The organism is Mucilaginibacter panaciglaebae (assembly GCF_039539265.1).
GTDB lineage: Bacteria > Bacteroidota > Bacteroidia > Sphingobacteriales > Sphingobacteriaceae > Mucilaginibacter > Mucilaginibacter panaciglaebae.
In genome coordinates this window covers 123631-149235 of the sequence record NZ_BAABCV010000011.1, presented here as the reverse complement: position 1 = coordinate 149235, position 25605 = coordinate 123631, and the positions used below count along the sequence as shown (strand labels likewise).

The 25605-nt window shown below is 40.2% G+C and carries 12 protein-coding genes; all 12 read right to left on the bottom strand.

Going from position 1 to position 25605, the window contains the following annotated elements; translation table 11 throughout:
- Nucleotides 1-2: 2 nt before the first annotated feature.
- Nucleotides 3-8804 carry an MBG domain-containing protein gene (locus tag ABD772_RS15290; RefSeq protein ID WP_345106319.1) on the bottom strand — a complete coding sequence of 2934 codons (8802 nt, stop codon included), beginning with the start codon at nt 8802-8804 and terminating at the stop codon, nt 3-5.
- Between the two features lie 28 nt (nt 8805-8832).
- Nucleotides 8833-9642, bottom strand: coding sequence for a sulfotransferase family protein (locus ABD772_RS15285; protein WP_345106316.1), 810 nt, complete (start codon nt 9640-9642; stop codon nt 8833-8835).
- 90 nt (nt 9643-9732) lie between these two features.
- The gene (locus tag ABD772_RS15280) at nt 9733-10275 is read right to left on the bottom strand and encodes an adenylyl-sulfate kinase (protein ID WP_345106314.1); all 543 of its coding nucleotides are present in this window, start codon (nt 10273-10275) and stop codon (nt 9733-9735) included.
- A gap of 794 nt (nt 10276-11069) precedes the next feature.
- Nucleotides 11070-12689 carry a hypothetical protein gene (locus ABD772_RS15275; RefSeq protein ID WP_345106311.1) on the bottom strand — a complete coding sequence of 540 codons (1620 nt, stop codon included), beginning with the start codon at nt 12687-12689 and terminating at the stop codon, nt 11070-11072.
- Nucleotides 12690-12729: 40 nt separating this feature from the next.
- Nucleotides 12730-13773, bottom strand: a complete 1044-nt coding sequence (locus ABD772_RS15270) for a lanthionine synthetase LanC family protein (RefSeq protein WP_345106309.1) — start codon at nt 13771-13773, stop codon at nt 12730-12732.
- Between the two features lie 24 nt (nt 13774-13797).
- Nucleotides 13798-15084, bottom strand: a complete 1287-nt coding sequence (locus tag ABD772_RS15265; RefSeq protein WP_345106307.1) for an HlyD family secretion protein — start codon at nt 15082-15084, stop codon at nt 13798-13800.
- A gap of 10 nt (nt 15085-15094) precedes the next feature.
- Nucleotides 15095-17278 (bottom strand): peptidase domain-containing ABC transporter, encoded by a 2184-nt coding sequence (locus ABD772_RS15260; protein ID WP_345106305.1) that lies wholly within the window; start codon nt 17276-17278, stop codon nt 15095-15097.
- 156 nt (nt 17279-17434) lie between these two features.
- Entirely contained in the window at nt 17435-18535 is a 1101-nt protein-coding gene (locus ABD772_RS15255; protein ID WP_345106302.1) for a thioredoxin-like domain-containing protein, read from the bottom strand.
- A gap of 64 nt (nt 18536-18599) precedes the next feature.
- Complete coding sequence (locus ABD772_RS15250) at nt 18600-18845, bottom strand: hypothetical protein (protein WP_345106300.1); 246 nt, start codon at nt 18843-18845, stop codon at nt 18600-18602.
- 349 nt (nt 18846-19194) lie between these two features.
- Nucleotides 19195-20787: a vitamin K epoxide reductase family protein gene (locus tag ABD772_RS15245; protein WP_345106297.1), complete on the bottom strand. Its 1593-nt coding sequence runs from the start codon at nt 20785-20787 to the stop codon at nt 19195-19197.
- A 145-nt stretch (nt 20788-20932) separates the two neighbouring features.
- Entirely contained in the window at nt 20933-23716 is a 2784-nt protein-coding gene (locus ABD772_RS15240; protein ID WP_345106294.1) for a glycosyltransferase family A protein, read from the bottom strand.
- A 350-nt stretch (nt 23717-24066) separates the two neighbouring features.
- The gene (locus tag ABD772_RS15235; RefSeq protein ID WP_345106291.1) at nt 24067-25191 is read right to left on the bottom strand and encodes a peroxiredoxin family protein; all 1125 of its coding nucleotides are present in this window, start codon (nt 25189-25191) and stop codon (nt 24067-24069) included.
- Nucleotides 25192-25605: the final 414 nt, after the last annotated feature.

Here is a 25605-nt window from a genome sequence, read left to right as displayed (position 1 = left end):
GCTTATTGTGCTTTCAAAATGGTAATAAAACCTTTTATTGATGCAGAACCTGATCCCAAATCAATAATATAGTAATATGTACCCTGCGCTAATGGTGCACCGTTTAAGGTACCATCCCAGCCATTATCATAACCGCGTTTCGAATATACTTCGCGACCCGCGCGGTCATATATAGTTACCTTATTATTTGGATACAATTTAATATCTTTTACTACCCAGGTATCATTCTTGCCATCACCATTTGGTGATAATATGTTAGTTGGTACAATCTCAGCTGGTGGTAAAGCACGATATACCGTTACAGTATAGGTTTGTTTAGTGGTACCATCTTGCGCAGTGACTACGATAGTGATGTTATTATTGCCTGTACTTAACATTACCGGGGCAGAGTTATTACCGTTATCTGTTACGTTGCCATTTATAGTGATAACATCCGTCGGATCGGTTGTCGGTGTAAACGTTATCCGGTCTGTAAGATGCGAAACAGAGACCGCATATTGGGTTACAGAACTGCTGAAAGCAGGTGATAAATTGCCTGAACTGATCTTCAGATCAGTCATAACTGCATTCGTTAGTGGCATTATCGTCAGTGTACCACTACTATATGTTAAGGTATAGTTAGATGATTCCGCCCCTCTTGCTATGATCGCATATTTACCTGGCGCAGAGTTTGTTGTAGCATTGGTAATAGCTGTGGCCTGCGTACTCAACCCAGCTTCGGTATCACCATTTACAAAACCACTGTACGTTACTGTAAGCGGTGGATTGTCCTGCCCATAATCGCGACTCTTATCTTCGGCAGTTACATTCAATACGGCTTTGTTAACAGTGAGCACACCCGGGATATAGGTAATGTTATAACCGGGCATAACTGCACTACCGGCTGTAATTGCGTAAGTGCCCACGGCTGAAGCTGTAGTCGCCGTTGTAGTAACTGTTGCCTGGCTGGTTAAATTTGCCTCCGTATCGCCGTTTACGAAGCCGCTGTAACTTACTGTCAAAGTTGGATTAACATCGCCATATATTTTGTTTTGATTCTGCACTGTAACCGTAAGTGTAGCATTAGATATAGAAAGGTTGGCGCCGGTATAGGTCAGCGAGTAGTTACTGTTTAGCGCCAGCGTACCCAGATTAATAGCATAATTACCTACATCTTCACCTACATTACGGGTTAACGAACCGCTGAAGCTATCGCCGCTGATCAGATTTGGTGTGTATGTATAAGTTAACGCTGGGTCAGTTGCGCCATACGCTTTTGATTTTGCGGCAGCAGTTACAGCAATCGCTTTTTTACCAATTGCCAGCTGAGCCCCGGTATAAGTCAGTGTGTAATTATTATTCAACGCCAGTGTACCTTGTTTAATGGCATAGCTACCCACATTCTCTCCTGCATCACGTGTGAGTGAACCGGTAAATGCGTCTGTACCTGCCAACGTACCTGAAGTGATCTGATAAGTCAGTTGCGGATCAGCATCGCCGTAGGTTTTGCTTTTGGCACCTGCGGTGACAGTTATCGCTTTATGCGCAATGCTTAGGTTGGCGCCGGCATAAGTGAGCGTGTAATTGTTGTTTAATGTCAGTGTATTTTGCTTGATGGCATAATTGCCAACATCTTCACCTGCATCACGGGTCAGTGAACCAGTAAATACATCTGTACCTATCAATGCGCCTGCCGTGATCTGATAACTTAGCGCCGGATCAGCATCACCATAAGTCTTGTTTAGTGCGTTGGCTGTAACGGTTATGGCTTTGCGCCCAATGCTAAGGTTAGCACCGGTATATGTGAGCGTGTAATTATTATTTAACGCCAGCGTGCCCTGTTTAATCGCATAACTACCCACATCTTCGCCTGCGTCACGGGTCGGCGCGCCTGTGAAGGCATCTGTACCCACCAGGGCACCTGATGTAATCTGATAGGTGAATTCTGGATCATTATCACCATAGGTTTTGGCTTTGGGATCAACAGTGACGGCGATAGCTTTAGCGTTAACCGTTAATGTTCGGGAAACATTGGTCGCAGCTTCGTAAGTTCCGTTGCCTGCTTGCGATGCTGTAATATTTGTCGTACCAACGCCTATAATAGTCACCGTATTACCACTTACTGTCGCTACAGCAGTGTTAGAACTTGTGTAAGCAACCGTTAACGCCGAGGACGCACTTGCACTAAGCGTAATAGGCAAATCGCCATATGTAGCATCTGCGAGTGCATTAAAAGTGATGGTTTGTACGCCTTTAGCAGCATCGCTGACATTCGCGCTTAAGGTGCTTTCATTTCCCGTATTGTCAACAGCCGAAATACGGTAATAGTAAGTACTGCCATTCATCAATCCGGTATTTGTATATGTGGTAGTTCCGGCACTGATGGTTGTTAACAGGGTAGTAGGATTAACTGAGGTACCCTGATATATTTTATAGCCCTGCAAATCGGCTTCATTATTCGTGCTCCAATTCAGTACAATTTGCTGATCGGTATGTGTTGCAGCCAGATCTGTTGGTGTAGACGGAGCAGTTTTATCAAAAACTACCAAACTGCTGTTGGTCGTAGCGGTAACATTCGTTCCATCATTACCGGCTATATCGGTAAAAGAGACACTGAACGGTAGCGTGCCTTCGGTGACGGTGCTGGTTAAGGTATACGTCGCCGTCCAGTCATTGCCTGAGGTATTGCTTACCGCTGCAGACTGGCCGCCAATGGTAACCGTTGGGCTAGCGACCGCCTCGCTAGAAGTAAATGAAATGGTTACCACATCGCCCACTTTGGCTTTTGAAGTACTAGCATTATTGGACGCTATAACCGCAGTTGTAAGCGTAGGTGCCTGGGTATCGAAACTCAATGAAGGCGTAGTGCCTGCTTCTCCGTCATTGCCCGCGGCATCTGTATAGGTGCCTGCCGATACAGTAATACTTGCAGTTCCGCCATTCATATTTGTGCTCGGTGTAAACACCGCAGTGCGTGTTAAACCGGTACCGCTAATGGCTGATAATATTCCGCCGCTTACCGTTACATCGCCCAAAGAACCGTCCCAGGTAAACGTTGCACCCGGATCCTCGTTGAAGGTAAAGGTAATGGTGGCGGTTTCGCCGGCTTTTAAGGCTGATTTATTACTGGTGATGGCTAGTGTCGGTACCTTCGTATCGAAATTCAGTGAAGGTGTGGTACCTGCTCCGCCGTCATTGCCTGCGGCATCTGTATAGGCTCCGGCAGATACAGTGATGCTTGCTGTTCCGCTGTTTGTATTTGTGCTCGGTGTAAACACAGCCGTACGGGTTAAGCCTGTGCCGCTAATCGCTGCCAATGTTCCGCCGCTTACCGTTACATCGCCCGAAGAACCGTCCCAGGTAAACGTTGCACCCGGATCCTCACTGAAGGTAAAGGTAATGGTGGCAGTTTCGCCGGCTTTTAAGGCTGATTTGTTACTGGTGATAGCCAGTGTCGGTACCTTCGTATCGAAATTCAGTGAAGGTGTGGTACCTGCTTCCCCGTCATTGCCTGCGGCATCTGTATAGGCTCCGGCAGATACAGTGATGCTTGCTGTTCCGCTGTTTGTATTTGTGCTCGGTGTAAACACCGCAGTGCGTGTTAAACCGGTACCGCTAGTGGCTGATAATGTTCCGCCACTTACCGTTACATCGCCCAAAGAACCATCCCAGGTAAATGTGGCTCCCGGATCCTCACTGAAGGTAAAGGTAATGGTGGCAGTTTCGCCGGCTTTTAAGGCTGATTTATTACTGGTGATGGCTAGTGTCGGTACCTTTGTATCGAAACTCAGAGAAGGTGTGGTACCTGCTCCGCCGTCATTGCCCGTAGCATCTGTATAGGCTCCGGCCGATACGGTTATACTTGCCGTCCCACCATTGGTATCAGCTGTTGGGGTGAAGGTTGCCGTACGGGTTAAGCCGGTGCCGCTAATCGCTGCCAATGTTCCGCCGCTTACCGTTACATCGCCCGAAGTCCCGTCCCAGGTAAATGTGGCTCCCGGATCTTCACTGAAGGTAAAAGTAATGGTGGCAGTTTCGCCGGCTTTTAAGGCTGATTTGTCACTGGTGATGGCCAGTGTCGGTGGGGTTTCATCGGCATTGCTTACCGTAATGCCGTTGCCGGTAACATCCGCTACCACTACCGCCGCATCTGCTCCTGCTGCCCAATCTTCGGCCGCTGCCAGGTTATAAGTGGTACCGCCTTTAGACGATGTGCCGTTTTTATTCAGCGTTGCAATCAAGCCTGCTTTATCGGTCGCGCTCAAGTTTAGTGTAAAGGAGGTTCCGCTGGTGATCTCAGAATTACCTGAATCCGTCAGTGTATAAGTCGCTCCGCCCTCGCCTGTAAAAGTAAATTTGTTGGCGACAATATCATTGATCGCACCGCTTAACGTTAAGAAACCTGTTCCGGTAACAGTTAACGAACCGGTGGAAGCATCGTAAGTTGCCGAGGAAATCGCTGGTACAGCGACATTGCTTACCGTAATACCATTACCCGTTACATCTGCGGTTACTACCGCTGCATTTGCTCCTGCTGCCCAGTCTTCACCAGCTGCCAGATTATAAGTGGTACCGCTGGTGGAAGAAGTGCCGTTCTTATTCAGCATCTGGTTAATTGCCGCTTTATCGGTCGCGCTCAAGTTTAGTGTAAAGGAGGTTCCGCTGGTGATCTCAGAATTACCCGAATCCGTCAGTGTATAAGTCGCTCCGCCCTCGCCTGTAAAAGTAAATTTATTGGCGACAATATCATTAGTCGCACCATTTAACGACAGGAAGCCTGTTCCGGTAACAGTTAACGAACCTGTGGAAGCATCGTAAGTAGCTGAGGTAATCGCTGGTACAGCAACATTACTGGTTGTAATACCATTACCCGTTACATCTGCGGTTACTACCGCTGCATTTGCTCCTGCTGCCCAGTCTTCGGCCGCTGCCAGATTATAGGTGGTACCACTGGTAGATGAAGTACCATTCTTATTCATTAGCTGGGCAACTCCCGCTTTATCGGTCGCGCTCAAGTTTAGTGTAAAGGAGGTTCCGCTGGTGATCTCAGAATTACCCGAATCCGTCAGTGTATAAGTCGCTCCGCCCTCCCCTGTCAAAGTAAATTTATTGGCGACAATATCATTGGTCGCACCGCTTAACGACAGGAAGCCGGTACCGGTAACAGTTAACGAACCTGTAGAAGCATCGTAAGTAGCTGAGGTAATCGCTGGTACAGCAACATTGCTTACCGTAATGCCATTTCCTGTCGCGTCCACTACGGTCACGGCCGCATTTGCCCCTGCTGCCCAGTCTTCGGCCGCTGCCAGATTATAGGTGGTACCACTGGTAGATGAAGTACCATTCTTATTCATTAGCTGGGCAACTCCCGCTTTATCGGTAGCGCTCAAGTTTAGCGTAAAGGAGGTTCCGCTGGTGATCTCAGAATTACCCGAATCCGTCAGTGTATAAGTCGCTCCGCCCTCCCCTGTCAAAGTAAATTTATTGGCGACAATATCATTAGTCGCACCATTTAACGACAGGAAGCCTGTTCCGGTAACAGTTAACGAACCTGTGGAAGCATCGTAAGTAGCTGAGGTAATCGCTGGTACAGCAACATTACTGGTTGTAATACCATTACCCGTTACATCTGCGGTTACTACCGCTGCATTTGCTCCTGCTGCCCAGTCTTCGGCCGCTGCCAGATTATAGGTGGTACCACTGGTAGATGAAGTACCATTCTTATTCATTAGCTGGGCAACTCCCGCTTTATCGGTCGCGCTCAAGTTTAGTGTAAAGGAGGTTCCGCTGGTGATCTCAGAATTACCTGAATCCGTCAGTGTATAAGTCGCTCCGCCCTCGCCTGTAAAAGTAAATTTGTTGGCGACAATATCATTGATCGCACCGCTTAACGTTAAGAAACCTGTTCCGGTAACAGTTAACGAACCGGTGGAAGCATCGTAAGTTGCCGAGGAAATCGCTGGTACAGCGACATTGCTTACCGTAATACCATTACCCGTTACATCTGCGGTTACTACCGCTGCATTTGCTCCTGCTGCCCAGTCTTCACCAGCTGCCAGATTATAAGTGGTACCACTGGTGGAAGAAGTGCCGTTCTTATTCAGCATCTGGTTAATTGCCGCTTTATCGGTCGCGCTCAAGTTTAGCGTAAAGGAGGTTCCGCTGGTGATCTCAGAATTACCTGAATCCGTCAGTGTATAAGTCGCTCCGCCCTCGCCTGTAAAAGTAAATTTGTTGGCGACAATATCATTGGTCGCACCGCTTAACGTTAAGAAACCTGTTCCGGTAACAGTTAACGAACCTGTGGAAGCATCGTAAGTTGCCGAGGTGATAGCTGGTACAGCGACATTACTGGTTGTGATACCGCTTGTAGAGACAGAGATATCGGTATTGTTGATAACACTGTCCCAGTCGTCTGCCGCCGCCAGGTTGTAAGTAGTTCCAGACGTAGAAGCGGTGCCATTTTTGTTTAACATCTGCTCAACCTGTCCCCGATCGGTAGTATTCAGCGTCACTGAAAACGACGTAGCGCTGGTGATATCGACGTTCGAGGTGGTCAGTGTATAATAAGTAGTTCCGCCTTCCCCAGTGAGTGTCAGTTTCGATACAGTGATGTCGTTATTCGCACCAACGGTCTTGACCAACCCGGTGCCTGCTACTGTCAGTACATGGGTACTCGCGTCATAGGTTGCTGAGGTAATGGTAGGAGAAGAAACATTGCTAACCGTGATGCCGTTGCCACTTATGTCGGCGACGGCATGAGCAGCGGCAGTGACATCCCAGCCGGCGGACGCGGCGAGGCTGAAAGTCGTTGTATCAACCGCAGTAGTGCCGTTTTTGTTGAGTAATCCGTTGATGGCCAGCTTGTCGGCTGCGTTTAGTGTGATGCTGAACGAAGTGCCGCTACTAGCGGCCACATTGGCCGATGTGAGCGTATAACTCTGTCCACTCTGCCCGGTCACCGTTAGCTTGGTTGGGGCGATCGTGTCGCCGGTTGTCATGTTGGTGCCGGTCACATTCAATATGCCTGTATTAGCGTCGTAAGTGGCGCTGGTAATAGTGGAGATAATAAAGTTGGTATCGACTGTGCCGCTGTCGTTATATATCTTGGCGTTTGCAGCGCCTGTTGCGCCGTTTGTTCCGCCACCGCCACTTCTGGCGGTACCACCATAGCCACCTGCTGCCGCGTTGCCGGTCATAGCGGAATACGCCGCCGAGGTCATGTAGACGCTGCTGCCATTGGTATTCCAGATGCCACCTGCCGCAATACCGCCGGCACCGCCGTTGTTACCGCCGCCGCCGCCACCTGCCGCAGCGCCATTATTGGTGATAGCCGAAGAGCCGAGGACGAAAATCGTGCCGGAGTTATAAATGGCGCCAGCGGCATTGCCGCCAGCTGTGCCGGCATATTGCCAGCCCGATCCGCCACCACCGCCGCCGATCTTGGTGCTGCCTATGGTTGCGGTACCGCCCGCACCACCATTCGCATAACCGCCGCCACTGCCGCCCGCACCGCCGCCTGCACTTGTGCCGCCATGACCAACGAAGGTACTGCCATTATACGACCCGCCGTTTCCGCCGCTGCCACTGCCGCCTGCCTGGCCTGAATAAGTATGAGGACCTGAGCCGGTCGTTCCACCGGTTGCTCCACCGATGCTGCCCACGCCACCGCCGCCGCCGCCACCACCACCGGCATAACTGCTGACGGCAAGTGAACCACCACCGCTAGTTGCGTAGTTGTTGGCAACCGTAACATTCATGAGTGTCAGTGTGCCTGCGTTGCTTATGCCGGCACCGAACGAAGAACCTCCCGGCAGACCCTTGTTTGCACCTGCTCCCGACAACAAGCCATGTTGAATGGTAAGGCCATCCAAGGTTACGTTACCCGAGGTTACGTTTATAACACGGCTATTATAGCCTGCGTCGACGGTAACGTCCGGAACGCCATCGTTATTCAGGTCGCCGTCAATGATGACGCCCTTGGAAATCACCAGTTCGCCAGAGGCGAGTGAAATCGTCATGCTCGCATTAAAATTGATTTGGTCACCGTCCTGCGCCCAATGCAGCGCTTCGCGAAGCGACAGGCCACTACCATCGGCCAGATCGGTCGCCTCATCGGCGCCAAAGGTGGCATCAGCACCAGTATCCAAATTAGTAGTAACCGTATAGTCAGATGAAGCCAGTAGATTGGCTGCATAAGCTTTATTTCTAAATAATTGCAGGGGCTCTCCCGCCGAACCCTTAGCCAGGTCATGGCCATGTAGCAAAATTTGCCCCCCCGGCTTAATAGCATAATCAATCGCGTGCGTAAATTCAGGGTGACTTTCCAACACTTTACTGTCTACCAGCGTGTTTCCAAACAATAATTTCCCGGCATTAGCATGTGCAAACAGGTGTACTATATTTAAATTTTGATAATTGGCAAGCGTCTTTAAAATAAAGTCGACGCCATTTACCTGCTGCGGTATCTCTACCACCTCTACTCCCGGTCTGGCCAGCTTACTGATATTACGGTAGTCTCTTATATTACGATCTACAATCAGCAATTCCTGCCTACCTGCCTTGTTAATGGTTACGTCACGAACAGCTGAGATTGGCTTAAAAGAAATTTTATTTTGCTTATGCCAAAGCAGATTGCCTGAAATATTACCCAGGCCGCTGTCTACCAGGTAGCTCTGGTTCTTGCCGCCACTATAGCTTCCACGCCTGCGGGCGTAGTAGGCATTAGTAGCCGCACTGGCAGAAAAAGAGCCCGCCATTACTGCCACCTGCACAAGGGCAGAGGTCCAGTTTCTTTTCTTTGTAAATAAGTCGTTGACGTTCATAACAACAGGTTAGGGTTTATTACTATTTTTATTCTTTTGGAGCTATTAAATGCGCCGCACTTCCGGCTGTATCTTTCCAGAAAGCCAGTTCCCGGTATTTCTGGAATAAATCGGGCGGAAGGATCGATCTGCGTTGTTTAAATTCTACCTTACGGGCTACCGTATGCAAACCTTTTACACCAAGGGTATAATCAAATTCGTCATGCGAATAGCTGATATTATTAAAATCATGCTTATAGGGCTCCATACCGGTAAATTCATAGATCAGTTTTAATGTACTTTCAGGAAAGCGGGTGAGCAGTTCGTAATCCACTAACAACAATCTTTCTGAATATTCGCTGTAAAAGGCTTCTTTTAATGCGGTAAGCGGAATTCCGACTACGCCATCTAACAAAGCCTCACAACGTGAATAAACCGTGGTACGGTTTCCGGCAGAAAACATCCGGCTATAATCGAAAGGGTTTTTACGGTAGATCTTCTCGAAGCTATCCATAATCCAGGCGGGGTCGCGTACCAGACAGACTATCTTAAAATCACCAAACAATTCAACTAACTGGTGCAGACGCGCTGTCCATACCCTATTGGTATCGAAAATAATTTCTTTCTGATTATCCTGGTAATAGGCATTAAATAAGGATGAGCATATAGCCCTGCGCTTTTTTTCATCAAAAAAGCTGTAAAATTCATTGCCTGCACCAATTTGTTCCAGGCATCCGTTAATTAAAGAAGCTACCGGACTGGTCATGTCTGCATGGATCAGTGGGTTCTGAATCAGTATTCCAGACAATAAGGTAGACCCTGAACGCGGCAATCCGGATATAAAATGTATTTGTTGCAATGGTATCAGTTAATTATATTAGATATTACTTGTATCAATAAAAAACAATGCGCCGGATATCCCTGCGTTTTAACACGATATATTCCGCTGTTATTCCGCGGCACACAGCTTTCCCGAAATATAGGCACAAAGATTGAATGCCGAACGAGCTATACTGTCTTTGTCTGTATCTACCACAAAGTCGGCGTCTTGAGGTTCTTCAAAGGGATCGTTGATCCCGCTCAGGTTACCTAATTTTGCAGGATGGCCGTCGGGCAACAATGCCTCTTTATACAGGCCTTTTGTATCCCTCTGCTTTAAAATATCAACCCCGCAACGTATCCAAACTAATGGGGCCTCGCAGTTATTCCTCATATACCTGCGTCCTTCTGCGTATGGGTTAATCACAGCGACCAGCACAACATCGGCTAAACTCTCTCTTGCATAACAGGCTATCCTCTTCATATTTTCCAAGCGGTCTTCTCTGCTGAAACCCAAACCGGCAGAAATGCTTTTGCGCATTTCGTCCCCGTCCAGCACCTGCACAGTATAGTCACGCTCCTGTAACAACTTAGCTACTTCAAAAGCCAACGTGGTCTTCCCCGAACCGGAAAGACCTGTAAACTGGAATATATTTTTTTTCCGCTTATCCAACGTTTAAACCAAATATCTTACGCGTACTTTTATAACATTTTCCATCCAAAACCATGTTTTGAATGATGGGATATCTAAGGATAACAGACCCTTGCGTTGGATTAACCAATAGTTAAATAATAGACGAGGTAATCTCCGAAAAAAGACCACTTTGTCTATTAAATTTGCTTAACTGATTTCTTTTAAATTATTTGAGGGCAAATTGATTAGTGCTTGTCCAATTGTGATAAAAATTCAAAACAGTGCGTTAAGGCAACCTAAAGCTAATAAATAAATAACTAATAATCGATAAAACTTTTTTCTTGTTTTTTTTAAACGCAAAAAAAATCAAATAACATTAAATTTAAATAGACTATAAACTACTGAAAATCAATTTCTTATTACTTAATTCCGGTTATTACAATCACTTGGCAAATAGATTAAAATAATAAATTAAGCCGTTTTAAATGCATAATATGCCCCGCGGAGGCCGTCGACATTTCGCGCTAAAGGTGAGTACCATGATTAACAATTTCCTAAATATCCGGTTTCTGAGATCTTGCAAGATCCAGATTGATAGGTGGCCATTTATCATCGGCCATTGACTAAGGAGATTATTGGAGATGATCAAGTCAGTCTCTTATTTTCTATTCTTAAAAGAATATGTGACAAGGAATGACACACCTTTTATTGCCGCGATACAGAAAGTGAAGACATAGGTGAGTATAGTTAGCTCGGCCCGGACTACATTCAAAACAGAAATGAACTATCGATCGTGAATTTCATTGCTTAATGAAATTTCTAAGAAAGAAAATTCATATGCTCATCATCTCAATTAACGATTCTGGAAGTTGGTGTGTAAACATGAAAATTTGTGCGTTATACGGTAAAAACATTTGTGGGGTCCATTTTTCCCATGCACGTTTACAATTGATATACATTTGCTTTGTTTTATTTGCCTGGAAATTTATGTTATTATATTCATTGACGGCAATACGTGATATATTGTTGATACTAGTGTTTATAGTCTTCCTTGCAAAGCCTACATGAATACATTTCGCTCTTGTAGTAAAAACCTTAATAACAACAGAATGATGGTTTAATATTATTCCGTTCGGACGAACCGGATCATCTTCGTTGGAGATAATATACTTCGTTCCCGGCGTCCATTTAAAAATTCTGTTAAAAGGAACATCCCAATATCCACCAACCACATGGGTGCTAAACCCGTGCCATAGATGGTAGTAAGTCCTTTTATCAGGATCATGTGAAAAATCGAATTTAAATAAGTCAACCTTGGGGTTATTCGCTATATCCTCTTTCAGGGTTTGAAGATCCTGATTAGAATAAAATTCAGTTGTATTCATGATAAGAACATGTGTTCCCGTGACTTCTTTGGCGTAAGCATTTTGTTGATCCGTCTTATCTCGAAAACTCCCTGAAAGATATTTGATTTTTTTTTCTGGATCAGGAAAATTTTTAATTATTTCTGTAGTGCCATCTTGAGATACATTGTTTAAATATTTAGTTTTGGACTGCTGTTCTACAAGCCCTTCCACAATGATAATTTCGTGGCAGCAATCCCAATTATATATTTGTTTTAAAGCGAGGTCTATGTATTCTGACTCATTGAAAACAATTATACAAATACTAACCTTTGGACAAGATTGATTTTGGGCCAAATTATTTTCATAATTTACGGCATTATCAGAAACGCTTATGGGCTTCCAACCATAGTACATTATTCTTCTTATAAAATCATGTCGCTTGTAGTAATGGTTATTTCTCGAGCTTAAAGCATATCCAGAATTTAATTCTTCTTTATAGACTAATGTTTCCGAATCGCCATTGTAAGGAATTAAAAAACACTTAAGATTTTCATTATATTTTAAAGACGCACATAACAATAAGTCGTCTTCAAGATGATTTTCCTCAAAATACCCTATCTCCCATCTGAATTTGATAATGTTGTGAAGATTTCGTGTCTTTATAAAATAGGCGCGAATTACAAAATCAACCTCCACAAAATTGATATTGTCTTGACTGACATAAGATATATTGTAGATTCCATCGCCGCCTACAATTCTGCCTATTTGTCCAAATACGCCAAAATCTGGGTTAGCAGCGGCTGCTTGTAAAAACCCTTCCAGACATTTAGTGCCAGGCAACAAATCATCGTCAATAAAGAAAGTATAATAATGATCATATGATGCTATCGGAACATATCTGCTAAAAGCGCCAAGATTATGTGCCCATTTAAAAATGCGATCGATCAAAGGAAGGACATCTTCACTTAGCGAAAATTCCGGTGTTTGATGACAGTCACATATCGTTATTGTACAAGGTACTGTTTGAATTTTTAGCGCTCTAATTATTCTTTCGACATTTTCGGGGCGTTTCCAATTGATAATTACAACTTCAACTGCTGGTAACATGTGAAAAGTTTAAGTAAACATTATTCGATTAAATACTAAATTATTGTTTATTTATAGCGTCTAATAGGGATAAACCTAGTCCTGCAATTCCACCATTAAGCCCCAGATTGTAATCGTGCACATTACTTAAGATATCCTCAATTAGGATATTATTATTTACTATCCTATAAATATCAGATAGGTAACCAACTTGCTTGCTATTAGTTAATTGCCTTCTATAAATTAAATTGTAAAGTGAGATTTTACAACAGTCATTAGTTAAATTACCGATCGCAATTTTAAAATCGGGTACCTGGGATATTATTTCTAGAACCGACTCACACTTAATTTTACAGTCTTCGTCATTAAGGATTAATGTAATTTCATTAATTTGAGTCAGCAAAAGATCTCTATCAATATTATCAATATACAACTTTAAGGAAGATTTAAAATAGTCAGGCAGACAACTTAAGACCTTTTTTACTTTTTCAATATTCAACCCTAATTTGTATGCTTCAAGTAAAAAGTAAACAATTGAAATAAGAGTTTGCAGCCTAATTGCAGGAACATAGAGATTTTTAGATAGATGATTATAGAGTATATTTTCGCATTCATCAATCAGAAATAAAACATTTTGAGTTTTTGATAACAGATAGGTGGTATTTCTATTAATTTCAGGTGTGTATAATCTTGATAAGCAGTAGATTCCAGATCCAAATACATCGCCGGAATTTTCATACATTACACAATGCTGTGATTGTTTTTTTATAATTATCTCATCTATTTCTAAAAGGATTTCGTCGGTATCATTATCTAAAAAATTATTTTGAAACAGGTGTGCAAAACACCAACCAATCCCTGATAGTCCTTCAGAAAAGCTCAAACTAGAGATAGATGACATCTGGCCACAAACATCGTCAATCAATAGTTCTGCAAACTTTTTAAATCTGTTATCATTTGCATAAAGTGAATATTTATAGAAAAAAAGTGCTATGCCAGCTTTACCATAAAACAAACCTACATTGGTCACACCAGGTGTTTTTGAAATCAGGATTTCCGCGATTTCGTTCAGAAGTAGATTATTGATTTGTCTTATGGAACGCATCAGGTTATTATTTTCTATAGCAAACTACTTAAGCATCTTGGTTATGTTCCTTGTTATTCGTGACAGAAGACTTGCATCTTCTGTAATTATTTCAGCGTTTGCAGTCATCCCGTTTTTCAACTTGGCTTGTTTTAATCCCGTAAACCTGGTACTGTTAAAATGAACTGTTGACATAAATACGCTGTCTTTATAGGGTACGTCTGCGATGTAAGTGATTCTTCCGGTAAGCATGCCATATTCTTCATAAGGGTAACTTTTTAGTTTGATCTGTACTTTTTGTCCCTCTTTTATTTTACCCATATTATCTTGAGGAATATTCATTTCACCAAAAAAATCCTCATGACCTGGATTAATATAAAAAACTTCTTGATTGACTGTAAGTATCTGGTTCTCTTGCAGAATGCCAGCGTAAGAAATTTTGCCATTCTGCGAGGCACTTAAAACATATTTGCTTTTCCAATCTTCTGTCTGGCTGATCAAACTATTAAGTGCCTGAGAAAACTTATCCTTTTCTTCAATTATTTGATTGTCAAGCTCAAGTATTTCTTTCTGTTTTGCCGAATAATTGGTGTTGGCTGAAATTAATGAAGCTTCTGTTTGTATCAATGGAGACTTTTGAGATAAGTATTTACTTTCTTCATTTCTAAACTCAGCCTGCGATTCAACTTTAGCATCTTTCAGTTTTTTATGCATTTCGTATTCATCTTCAGCAAGTTTAAGCTCCTTTTGATGAAGAGTTTTTTCTGAATTTAATTGTTGTTGCTGGAGAATGATGTCTTTCAAATCTTGTTTGAGATAAGTTTTCGTTTTAAGATATAAGCCGTTGTCTATTGCCGATTTATAAGATAAATATTCTTGAAAAAATGTTTGATAAGCTGTTTGTAATTCGCCAAATTCAATATTAATTGACTGGTTAAAAACAATATCGGTTGTTGGCTTGTCTTTCAAAACCTGTTTCTGCAGCTCTTTTAAATTTTTTAATAATTTTAATACTTTGTCATGATTGGCAGTGCTTTCAAGATAAGCTAATGATTGTCCGGATATGACATGCTGATTTTGTCTTACCAACAGTTTGACCAATTTGCCGGATATTTTTGATACAACTGGTTTTGGCGAGTTTGGCGAATTTATTTTTAGCGGAGCGCTTACAATATCTGGATACCGGATAAATGCCGATAAACCTATAATCAGTACCATTACAGAAAAAAATAAGACTATTCCCCAGCGCAATAACCACGATGGTGGGGACATTATAATATCTTGTATTTCTTCTGTATGATATAGTTGATCTTCGGTGCTTGTTGTCGACATATGCTCAATATTATACCCCTAATTCTAATTGATTTTTTACCAGTTTATAGTATTCGCCCTGCAAGCAGGTTAATTCATAATGTGTACCCTGCTCAATGATCCTGCCTTTATCCAAAACAATAATATTGTCGGCACTACTTACTGTGCTTAAACGGTGAGCCACTACTACTACTGTACGGCCAGAAAAGAATTCCTGCAAATTATCCATTATAATGGTTTCGTTATTTGCATCAAGCGAGTTAGTAGCCTCATCAAAAAACAGGTAATGTGGGTTTTTATAAACTGCACGGGCAATAAACAAACGCTGCTTTTGCCCTTGGCTTATTCCACTGCCGGCTGCCCCCACTTTGGTCTGTAAACCGAAAGGCAAGTCTTCAATAAAATCGCTGATATTGGCTACTTTAATTGCATGCGTCAGTTTATCAGGGTCAGGAAACTCATCGCCAACAGCAATATTACCCGCTATAGTATCTGCGAATATAAAGCCGTCCTGCATAACGGTACCGCATTGGCTCCGCCATGTTTTATAGCCAAACTGATTTAATTTTGTTTCCCCTATTCTGATTTCGCCTTTTTCGGGTTCGAAAAAGCGTAATAATAATTTAAGTATAGTGGTTTTACCACTTCCGCTCATACCTACAATAGCAGTTGTTTTACCTTGCGGAATTAGGATATCAATATTTTCCAGTACGGGATCATTGCCGGCTCCGGGATAACGGAAAGTAATATTGCGCATATTGATGCTCTTATCAACAGGCAATTCATTGATCAATTGTTTATCAGTAGGTTCTTCATCTTCCAGTTCATGAATTTCACTTAAACGCTCCAAGCTTATTTTAGCGTCCTGATAACTTTGTATAAAACCGACCATTTGTTCAATGGGGCTGCTTATTTGCCCAACAATGTATTGTATTGCCATCATTCCACCAAGTGTCATTTGCCCGTCAATAACTGCTTTTACGCTTAAAAAAGTAATGAGAATATTTTTTGCCTGGTTAATGAACATGGAGCCAGCCTGTTGCGACTGGTTCAAAGCCAAATTTTTAACTTTTAAATTAAATAAACTGGCTTGTATATGTTCCCATCCCCAACGTTTTTGCTGTTCGCAATTATTTAACTTGATCTCCTGCATACCATTAACCAATTCAACGATTGTTGTTTGATTGCCGGATGAGTATTCAAATTGTTTATAGTTAAGTTGCCTCCTGCGTTTCAGAAATATTAATATCCACGCTGTATATAATATGGCGCTAATAAACGAAACCGAAAAAATAACGGCGTTGTAATAGACTAGAATTATAGTAAAAATAACCAGGTTAACCATTGAAAACATAGTACTTAATGTAGTACCAGTTAAGAAACTTTCAATATTCCTTTGATCTTGCACACGTTGCATAATGTCGCCAGGTGTTTTAGTTTCAAAAAAACTAATAGGCAGCTTCATCAGCTTCATTAAAAAATCAGTAAGGATAGAGACATTTATACGCGTACTAATGTGTAGCAGGATCCATGAACGAATGAAATTTACGCTGGTGCTGCCTATAAAAAGCATTACCTGAGCGATAAGTATTAAATAAACAAAATTAAGATTATGTGTATTGATGCCGATATCAACTACGGCTTGTGTAAGAAAGGGAGTTATAAGCGATAAGAAGGTGCCAAATAACAACCCCATCATAAGCTGTATAAATAACTGCCTGTATTTATAAAAATAACGAAGTATATAAGCCCACCTTAATTCATTCCCTTTCTCTTCTTCCCAATCAAAGAATTTTGGTGTAGGACTTAATAATAAAGATATGCCGTCGTGCATTTCTTTATGGCTAAACCAATTTTTTGCAAAATCTTTTTCGGTGTAAGTGATGAGGCCCTTTGCAGGATCGGCTATATAAAAAACATTTTTCCTGATTTTATATAAGATCACAAAGTGGTTTTGCCGCCAGTGAAGGACACAGGGCAACTCTGCTGTTTTTAACTGGTCAATAGTCAGTTTAACGCCTAACGATCTGAACCCAACCTTTTCAGCAGCTTCACTAATTCCTAACAGATTTACGCCGCGCCTGTTAATTTGGCATAATGCCCTTAATTTTTGTATAGGGTAATTGCGCCCGTGCCATTTAATAACCATACGTAAACATGATGGGCCGCAATCCATCTGATCCTGCTGTTTATAGTACGGGAATTTCTTTTTCACTGTATTTAAATATTAGTTATTAGCATTTAAGCAGGACTAACACTTTTCCAATTATTACCAAAAACATCGTCTTTAAAAGTTATACAATGATTAAATCATATATCAAACACTCCTTTGATTTGAAAATGCTTTGCATCGACTTTATATGGACGAGCGTTATTTATATATTCTATTTAGGTAGTTCTCAATATACTTATCAGTAGGATTAATCTTTACTATATTACCTTTTGAATTAACCAAGATGGCAAACGGTATAGCATCAATTCCAAAAAATTTGACATCTTTTGAATCAAATCCTTTCAGATTGCAATAGTTTTCCCAATTAATCTCATACCTTTCTCGGGCAGCCATCCAATTGTTATAATTATTGTCGAGGGAAATAGAAATAAGCTTAAAGCCTTTTTTCTCAAATCTTTTTTTATACCTCTTCAATACTGGTAATTTGGCTATACACGGAGCACACCACGAAGCCCAATAATCAATGAGATAAACCTGATGGTGGAGTTTTATTGTTTTTATTTTTGTATGTTCGTCATAAGTTGCGATTTGAGGGAATAACACCCCTTCCAGCAATTTTTTCTCAAATAAAAGCGAGTAAAACTCTTTTCCCTCATCAGAGTTTTTTATTCTCGCTGAAAAAAGCGGGAATATTTTTTTAGCCAGATTGAATACTGCCGGCGTGTATTTATAAATTTGCATCAGGCTGAAAAAGGCATAGTAACTATCTGGATATTGTTTTGTAAAAGAAAATAAAGACACAACCATAGATGAGTCCTGTTTATCCATTAATCTACTATATCTTTTAGCTAACTTTTTACTTTTATTCTGATATTTGAGCAGGCTGTCCTGAAAAACCTCTCTGATTAATTGTATAGAATCGACTTTATTTTTCTCTATAGATAACCAATGGTTTTGCAGTGATTCTACTTTGGTAGTTTTCCATAAATAATTGCTTGCGTCACCTTTTATAACAATTTTGCCATTATCAATAATAAATGGAACATAATCCCTTTTTGAACCAATAGCGATAGAATAGTATTGCAACTGGGTAAACTCACCTTCAAAAGTGCATCTATTATTAACCATCAATGTCGAATCAACATGCACGGCTTTTGTCCTATCAAGTGGCCCGCCATAAGCATTTGACAAGTACACCATTTTATTACTGGAATGATTGAAATTTACTTCAATAACATATTTGTTTTGCCCATAAGTTGCAAGGTTGCAAAACAACAAAACGGTTAATAAAATTTTCATATAAAAGATTAAAAGGAAGTAGGCTATGTTGAAACATAGCCTACTTCAATTGTTTCAATACATGTTAGGCGCAATTCTTTTTAAGTGTATTATGTGCACCCACACATTCAGCATATCCGTCATGACCTGTGCAATCGCCGTGGCAATTAGTAATTGTAGCCGACTGGCCACTTGGACAACTCGCTGAACATGATGTACCACTACCGCTCCCACTGGCACTACCACTGCCGCTACCGCCCATGATTTTTTTCATTTGTTCTCTGGTAAGCATGTCTTTTACGCCATCCAGTTTTAACTGTAATTTTTTCATATTTTTATTGTAATTTTGCCTCTATTATCGGGTTGCGGCTTTCCCTATCCTGTTTACCGAAGTCAGGCACTTCTCATTGTTCTCGAGACAATTTCGTTGCTGATACTTAGTATAAAGTATAATATCTTTAGGTTGGTTATCGGAGAGCTTGCGCCCGTTAATTGTTGTATACTTGAGTTATTACCCTTACTCCGTAGCATAAATTATTTAATTGATTTTTTAAACGTTGACAACATTGCATCATCATTTATATTTTGCTATGGTCGTGCCCTTCGGGTCTATTAAGTAATTAGCTGGTATATCGTACACATAATAATTTACCTAAAGACCAACAATATTTGCTGGCACTTTATATAAAGTATTTAATATCTTCAGGGTGATAGTTATCGGGTATCCTTCGACCGTTAATAAATACGGTGGGTGTACTGGTAATATCTGCCAACTTACACCAGGCACTCTGCGCCTCTAATGCTTCGATATTAATTATTTGTTCTTCTACCGGATGCTTATCCGCCCATGCCTCGTAACTTTTCTGTTTTTGTTCATACCAATCATCAAGAGCCTTTTTTAATGAAAAATCATTTTGGTCAGACCTTAAAGAAAGTAAGTGCGACGCTATTGCACTTTTAGGGTCTTTTTCGTCTATGGTGTTGATATTAAAAACCACCTGCAATTTGATATCATTACGATTACGAAGCCAATTGTCAAGCTTTTTATGCATTGCCGAACATGGCTGGCAATAAGGATTTGATACCATAGTAATAACATGTTCTGCTTCTCGGTTACCAATTATAAGCGAATATTTTTCGTCGGGCAGGGCATATTTTAGTTGCTCATTAAGTAATTTATTAAACAGGTTAACATTGTATTTAAACTTGCGCAGTTGCCATTTAAGTGGTTTTATCTGCTTGCCTTTTAAAAAATATGGCTTAATAAATATCCAGGCTAATATTGGCAAAGCCATGCCGGTAAGCAGGCTTGTCCATTCGCGCAGACTGGGCACTTGAATTGGTAATTTTATGTAGGGTACAAAAGCAAAAAACTCCAGCCATAGCAGCGCTTGCACTGTGCAACAAAATATACACCATTGCTTAGCTACCCGCCACTGATAATAGATAGAATAAAAAGTATAGGGTAAGCTTACAATATTAAGCAGGACCAGCATTTGCATTAAGCTGTTGTGCCCGTTGTTAAGCAATAATACCAGCCAGGTACCTGCAAAATAAAAAAAGCCGATCTCTGACCAGCTTAATTCATCGCTTATTTTTGCGTCTTTTGATGATAGAATGGCATTACAATCCCTATTGTTGTCACCGCCGCATAATTTTTGAATCAACGGGTTATTGATGTCTATGCTTTGTATCAATAGCATTATAGATGTTACTAAGCCAGCTGTTTTCAACAGAGCTAAAAGTATAGTTGGCCAATTTACTGTTGAAAATACTGAGTGGGATAAAAGAGAAAGAATTAACAAAACCACAATGCTTGTAATAACAAAAGGGATGCGAATGTTATCTACTACTTGCTTACGATGTTTCCTTTTATAATCGGGCTCGCCCGAATTTTCTTGTTTTTCGGCTATCAGTATAGCACCATTATATTGTAATTTGAACTCATTAATACTCAGACGGTGCTTGCGCCAATGTTCGTTCGATACAACAACCTGTTTATCATCAAATTTACTGACCAAGACAAACTCACCACCACTATTTGAAAGATGCGCAATAAATGGCGTGGGCACATCAGCGTCAATTAGTTCTTCGAATGATAAAGGATAAGCTGCATTTGGGATATTCCAGTTAGTGAGCACTTCGCTTACAGCAAGTAAACTCCGGTAATCAGGGTGCTTTGCTATTTCATCATCTATCCCTTGTCGAGTGACAGGGATCTGTAACTCACTAATAACAAAGTTTAAAACCGCGGTAATATTACTTCGTTCCATAAAAATAAGGTATAGGTTGCAATTAAAAACAAGCAACGTCAACTGAGGTTGCCAAAAGTCATCTCCGCTAAATCAGAAGCTATTTATTTAACTATTTTTTAATTGGTGGAACTAACATAGAAGTTTTTTGTTTAAATTCCAAATATTATTTTAACAAAACAAGTGGATTTAAATCAGTGATAATTAGATATTTATCTTTGTCAAGGGTTTTGTTAATAAACACGTTAACTAATGCCCTAAAATTAATATCAGTATTTAACTGTTGATTAATTATTTGATCAAGCTGGCAAAAAAATATAGATGGATTACTGTTCGAAAGTACTTTTTTCCATGTATTGTTAAAAACATCTTCCCATGTATTTATCCAAGCTAAATCGTTCATTACACTGCCATTTACAACGTCTGAATAAATCTCATTAACAGCATCGGACAATGCCTCATATTGATCTTGAATAAGCTTACTATTATCTTCGGTAGTGGTTAATGATTCAGAAATATAACCATTGTAATCCAGCCACTTCTCGATAACTTCGGGACCGGATCTCTTGATAACTTTATGGCAATTAAATAAAACATACAGCACAAAAGTTAGAATCAGTTCGTCGTCAACCACATCATTGGCAAATGCTTCCATTATGCAGGTACTAAATGCCTGTTCAAGCGATTGAAGATATTCATACTCGGTATCTATAATTGTTGAATAAAGACCATACTGAACCGAGTTTTTATGGAAGAGCATAAATGAGGTCCTGTCAAGATCATTATTTATACTTAACGATAGATTTTTCGCTTTAAAGAAATTATTTAAACATTGATCAACAATTTGAGCTACCGTACGTTTTTTTTTACCGTCGACTAACAATGAGAACCTAATGTTTTCGCCAGATTGGTAATTGAACCCAAGTTTATAATAAACTAGATCGCCTTCTGAAAAAAGCTGGTTCACTAAGGGTTTAATGACGTTTTTGATTATCGAATGCCATTTGTTTCTTGATATAAAAATAGAAGTGGAAAGCCATCTGTTATCTTCTTTTCCACAGTCGCCTGTTATTACAGGATGATTCTGATTGAAATTTTTATAAACTATTGAGTTGCCGAAACCTGCATTGTTTAGGTCAATGCCTTTAGTTGATCTGATGTTTTTTAGACGATTTTTATTTTTATGTAAATAATGGAAATCAACTAGTCTTCTTTTGCTATCAAGAGCAGCGATGTTATAAAATTTGGCACGGTTGCCGTTAAAATTTGTTTCATAAAAGTCTTTTCTTACAGCGAGTTGAAATTCATCTCCATTATTTGTTTTAAATATCAATGTTTCATCATTATCTGCTAAGCGCCATGTTCCCGCTGTCCAATTTTTTGTTTTTAAATCATATTCAAACGCCCTGTTGCGTTTTAAATAGCTATATCTAAAATCAGCATGGTATATCGCTGCATTGTTTATAACCGTCCCCATCTCAAAATTACCTGTATGATACATATAGATAATATTTGATGTGGCAGGATCAATATGCTGGACGAGTGTTTTATCTAAAGTTATATAGGCGTTTTCGAGCGAAAAGCCGGTGGCGGCTGAAAATGCAAGATCACTTTCGCAATTTAATGCAACTGGTTTAATCCGCGATAGCTCAAGCCTGTTTAAAAAATCAATATTTTCGGCGCCAGTTGATAATTGTCCGTTAAAGCCTTTAATATATAAAAAATCATCTTTTTTAACAGATATTATGTCGTTGACTGCAGTATCTGTTGACGCATAAACAGATACTGAACCTACGCTGCTTATTACAATATTATTATTTATCTTGAACTGGTCATTTAAATATACAGCAAACCCTTTCCCTATAAATACAGAAGCGCCAAGACTACAAATAATATCACCGGACGCTAGTTTAAAAGCCAAGTTTTTAGCACAACTATGATTATACGGCAACTGCTGTACAGTTTTATAGTAAACTATTTTTTTGCTATCTATATAACTGTTTAAGTGCTCTTTAATCCACCGTTCAATGTTGTCGTTGGTGTCATGATCAAGTATGACAAACTCAAAGTTGTCATAGTCCTGATTGTCTAAAATATTGGGAACAAGCGTTTGTTTAAGTTGACCAAGTATATCTATCCCCGTAATGCAGAAAGATATTTTAAATTTAAAATTATCTGTAATCTTAAACTTGTTTTTAACAGGATGATATATCTTGTTTATTAACTCACCTGGGGCTTTAAATGATGGTCTCCATAAATGGGTATTACCTGTATAATATTTATTTTTGAAGCCTGGTGGCACAAACCGCAGGGCGCCCCCAAAATCTTTTACCTTAAATTTGTTTGAAATAAGTAATGTTGCCATCAGCACTTCATGGTGACCTGTCCAACCTGATTTCAACGACTGGTCTAAAAACTTGGCAGCCCTGTTAGATAAACTATAAATAGGATTAAAGGACATAGCTAACACGTTTTTGTCTATTACAACGTCGGTTTTTGTAAGCTTATCCCACCAGTACCAATTAGGATTAAGGTTATCGGTATAATATTTAATAAAGCTACTTATAAAATCGTACTCTATATTTTTTATCACAGTATTGAAAAAGGATGACCATGTTCCGTTAAAAACGACATCATCTTCAATGCACCAGTAATAATCATAATCGGGATAATCCAAATGAAATTTAATAATTGGAAAATGGTTGCTGCCAGGCACAAGGGTATTGCTAACTGGTGTGTAACCAAGGTCGGTCATTACTGCATTTGTAAATTCATATACCTCATAACCTTCCAATCGTTTTTCGGGCTTGTCAGTTCTATTGTGATATACGATAAATGTATCGCCCCATTGAACGGTAGCTGCTTTTACTTGTAGATATAAACGTATTAGCGATTCACTAACACAATCACTTAAAATAAGAAAAGCTTGTTTGTTGGATTTCTTTTTCATAAGCATACTTGACATTAGGTAATACTTAGTAGCAGAATACCATTCGTTCTAACTACTTTACAGATCAGGCATGAAAAACTTGGGACATTTCGGCGTGATGTTTAGGTTAAGGTGTAATATTAGTCAATATAAGATTTTATAAATTAAAATCAAATATTCATCGGATTGCAGTTTCCTATCCTGTATATCAAAGTCAGCCTCTTCTCCTTGTTTCGACATAATTGCGTTGCCAATACTTAAAGTATTTAATATCTCAGGTTGATAGTTGTCTGAAGCTTTGCGCCCATTACCCCTTTCTCAACAAAAACACTTACTTATGAATGAGCTATTACCGTTACTCGTCCTATCAATCATTTAATTATTCTTTTTAGCGTTGACAACATTACATCGCTATTTATATTTTTTGCTATGATTTTACCATTAGGATCTATTAAGTAATTAGCCGGTATATCATAAACATAATAATTTACGGAAACTCCATTACCCCAATATCGTAAATCTGATAATTGGGTCCAGTTCAGACCATCTTGTTTGATAGCACGTAGCCAGGAATCTTTTCTGCTGTCGAGCGAGATTCCTAAAATTGTAAAATTACGCATGGCGAGCTGTTGCGAAACTTTAAGAACAGCGGGGTTTTGAGCCCTGCATGGCAAACACCATGATGCCCAAAAATCAATCAACACATATTTACCCTTAAAATCAGTTAATTTTACTATTTTCCCATTAGTATCTGCCTGTGCAAAATCTGGCGCATTACCACCTACAAACAGGCTATCAATACGGTATTTCAATTCGCTACCCCAGATATTATGCTTGATATTTATAGGCATGGCAGCAAAGACGTGTTTAACTTCCTCCTCTGAAATAGATTGTTCCGATTGATTGTGTGCGTTGTATAATAAATAAGAGTTTAAGTAAGACGCTGGATGTATTCGTATCCATTCTAAAACCAGCCTTCCGTATTCTTTATTAAAAAGTTCCAAAAGTTCGTCTCGTTTTATCCTGTTAGCCGCTAATGTATCCTTATTTATTTTTTTATTCCGTGCGTATCTACTATAGTCTGCATTAATCTTTCGGTACGCTAAATAAACAGAGTCATTGACCACCTGATTGAGAAATTGGTTATTTTCATCTGCCATTAAATTATTAGACACGGTTACATTACGCAAAAGAGAATCTGCGAGTGTAACACTCGCCATACCGGGCTGCAAATAAAGGCGTGTATGGTATTTGTTTATAGTTAGATCGTAATATTCACCATTATTGTTCTTAAGTCTAAACTCGAATTGATGGCCTTTAACATAGGTACTGTCTACTTCTGTCTTAGCCGCAAAACGCCTTGGCTTTATTTTTTCAATGTTAATTTTAGTACCATCTTTTAGCAATGGTGCTTTACCTTTTATAATTAAATTATTTTGTGAAAAGGCTACTTGGGCTAGCAGTAACAATAAAAACAGTAATGTCAATTTACCCATTAGATTATTTCATTATAAGCCATTAAAGCATTCCCTTTAATGGCTTTAATTAAGATTAGTGACAAGAACATCTACTCGGACAAACCTCAGATCCATCATTCTCACATTTAAATCCCCCAGAACAATCGGAGTCGTTACTACACGAGCTTTTACACCCTGGGTCGGCACTGCCGCTTCCTCCAAATACTTTTTTCATTTCTTCTCTGGTTAGCATTTCTTTTATACCACCTAGTTTCAATTGTAATTTTTTCATTATTACTACCTTAATTTGCTTTATTATTGATTAGGCTTTCCCTGTCCTGTTTACCGAAGTCAGGCATCCCTATACAAAGTAATTGATATCTTCAGGTTGGTCGTTTTGGGGGAAAGCCTATGCCCCTTATAAATGTGGTGGGGGGACTAGTGTTTGTCAAT

Bases quoted from the DNA above. Each gene is read 5' to 3' on its own strand.
- ABD772_RS15290 (WP_345106319.1), bottom strand. From the start codon at position 8,804: ATGAACGTCAACGACTTATTTACAAAGAAAAGAAACTGGACCTCTGCC.
- ABD772_RS15275 (WP_345106311.1), bottom strand. From the start codon at position 12,689: ATGTTACCAGCAGTTGAAGTTGTAATTATCAATTGGAAACGCCCCGAA.
- ABD772_RS15270 (WP_345106309.1), bottom strand. From the start codon at position 13,773: ATGCGTTCCATAAGACAAATCAATAATCTACTTCTGAACGAAATCGCG.
- ABD772_RS15265 (WP_345106307.1), bottom strand. From the start codon at position 15,084: ATGTCGACAACAAGCACCGAAGATCAACTATATCATACAGAAGAAATA.
- ABD772_RS15255 (WP_345106302.1), bottom strand. From the start codon at position 18,535: ATGAAAATTTTATTAACCGTTTTGTTGTTTTGCAACCTTGCAACTTAT.
- ABD772_RS15250 (WP_345106300.1), bottom strand. From the start codon at position 18,845: ATGAAAAAATTACAGTTAAAACTGGATGGCGTAAAAGACATGCTTACC.
- ABD772_RS15245 (WP_345106297.1), bottom strand. From the start codon at position 20,787: ATGGAACGAAGTAATATTACCGCGGTTTTAAACTTTGTTATTAGTGAG.
- ABD772_RS15240 (WP_345106294.1), bottom strand. From the start codon at position 23,716: ATGAAAAAGAAATCCAACAAACAAGCTTTTCTTATTTTAAGTGATTGT.
- ABD772_RS15235 (WP_345106291.1), bottom strand. From the start codon at position 25,191: ATGGGTAAATTGACATTACTGTTTTTATTGTTACTGCTAGCCCAAGTA.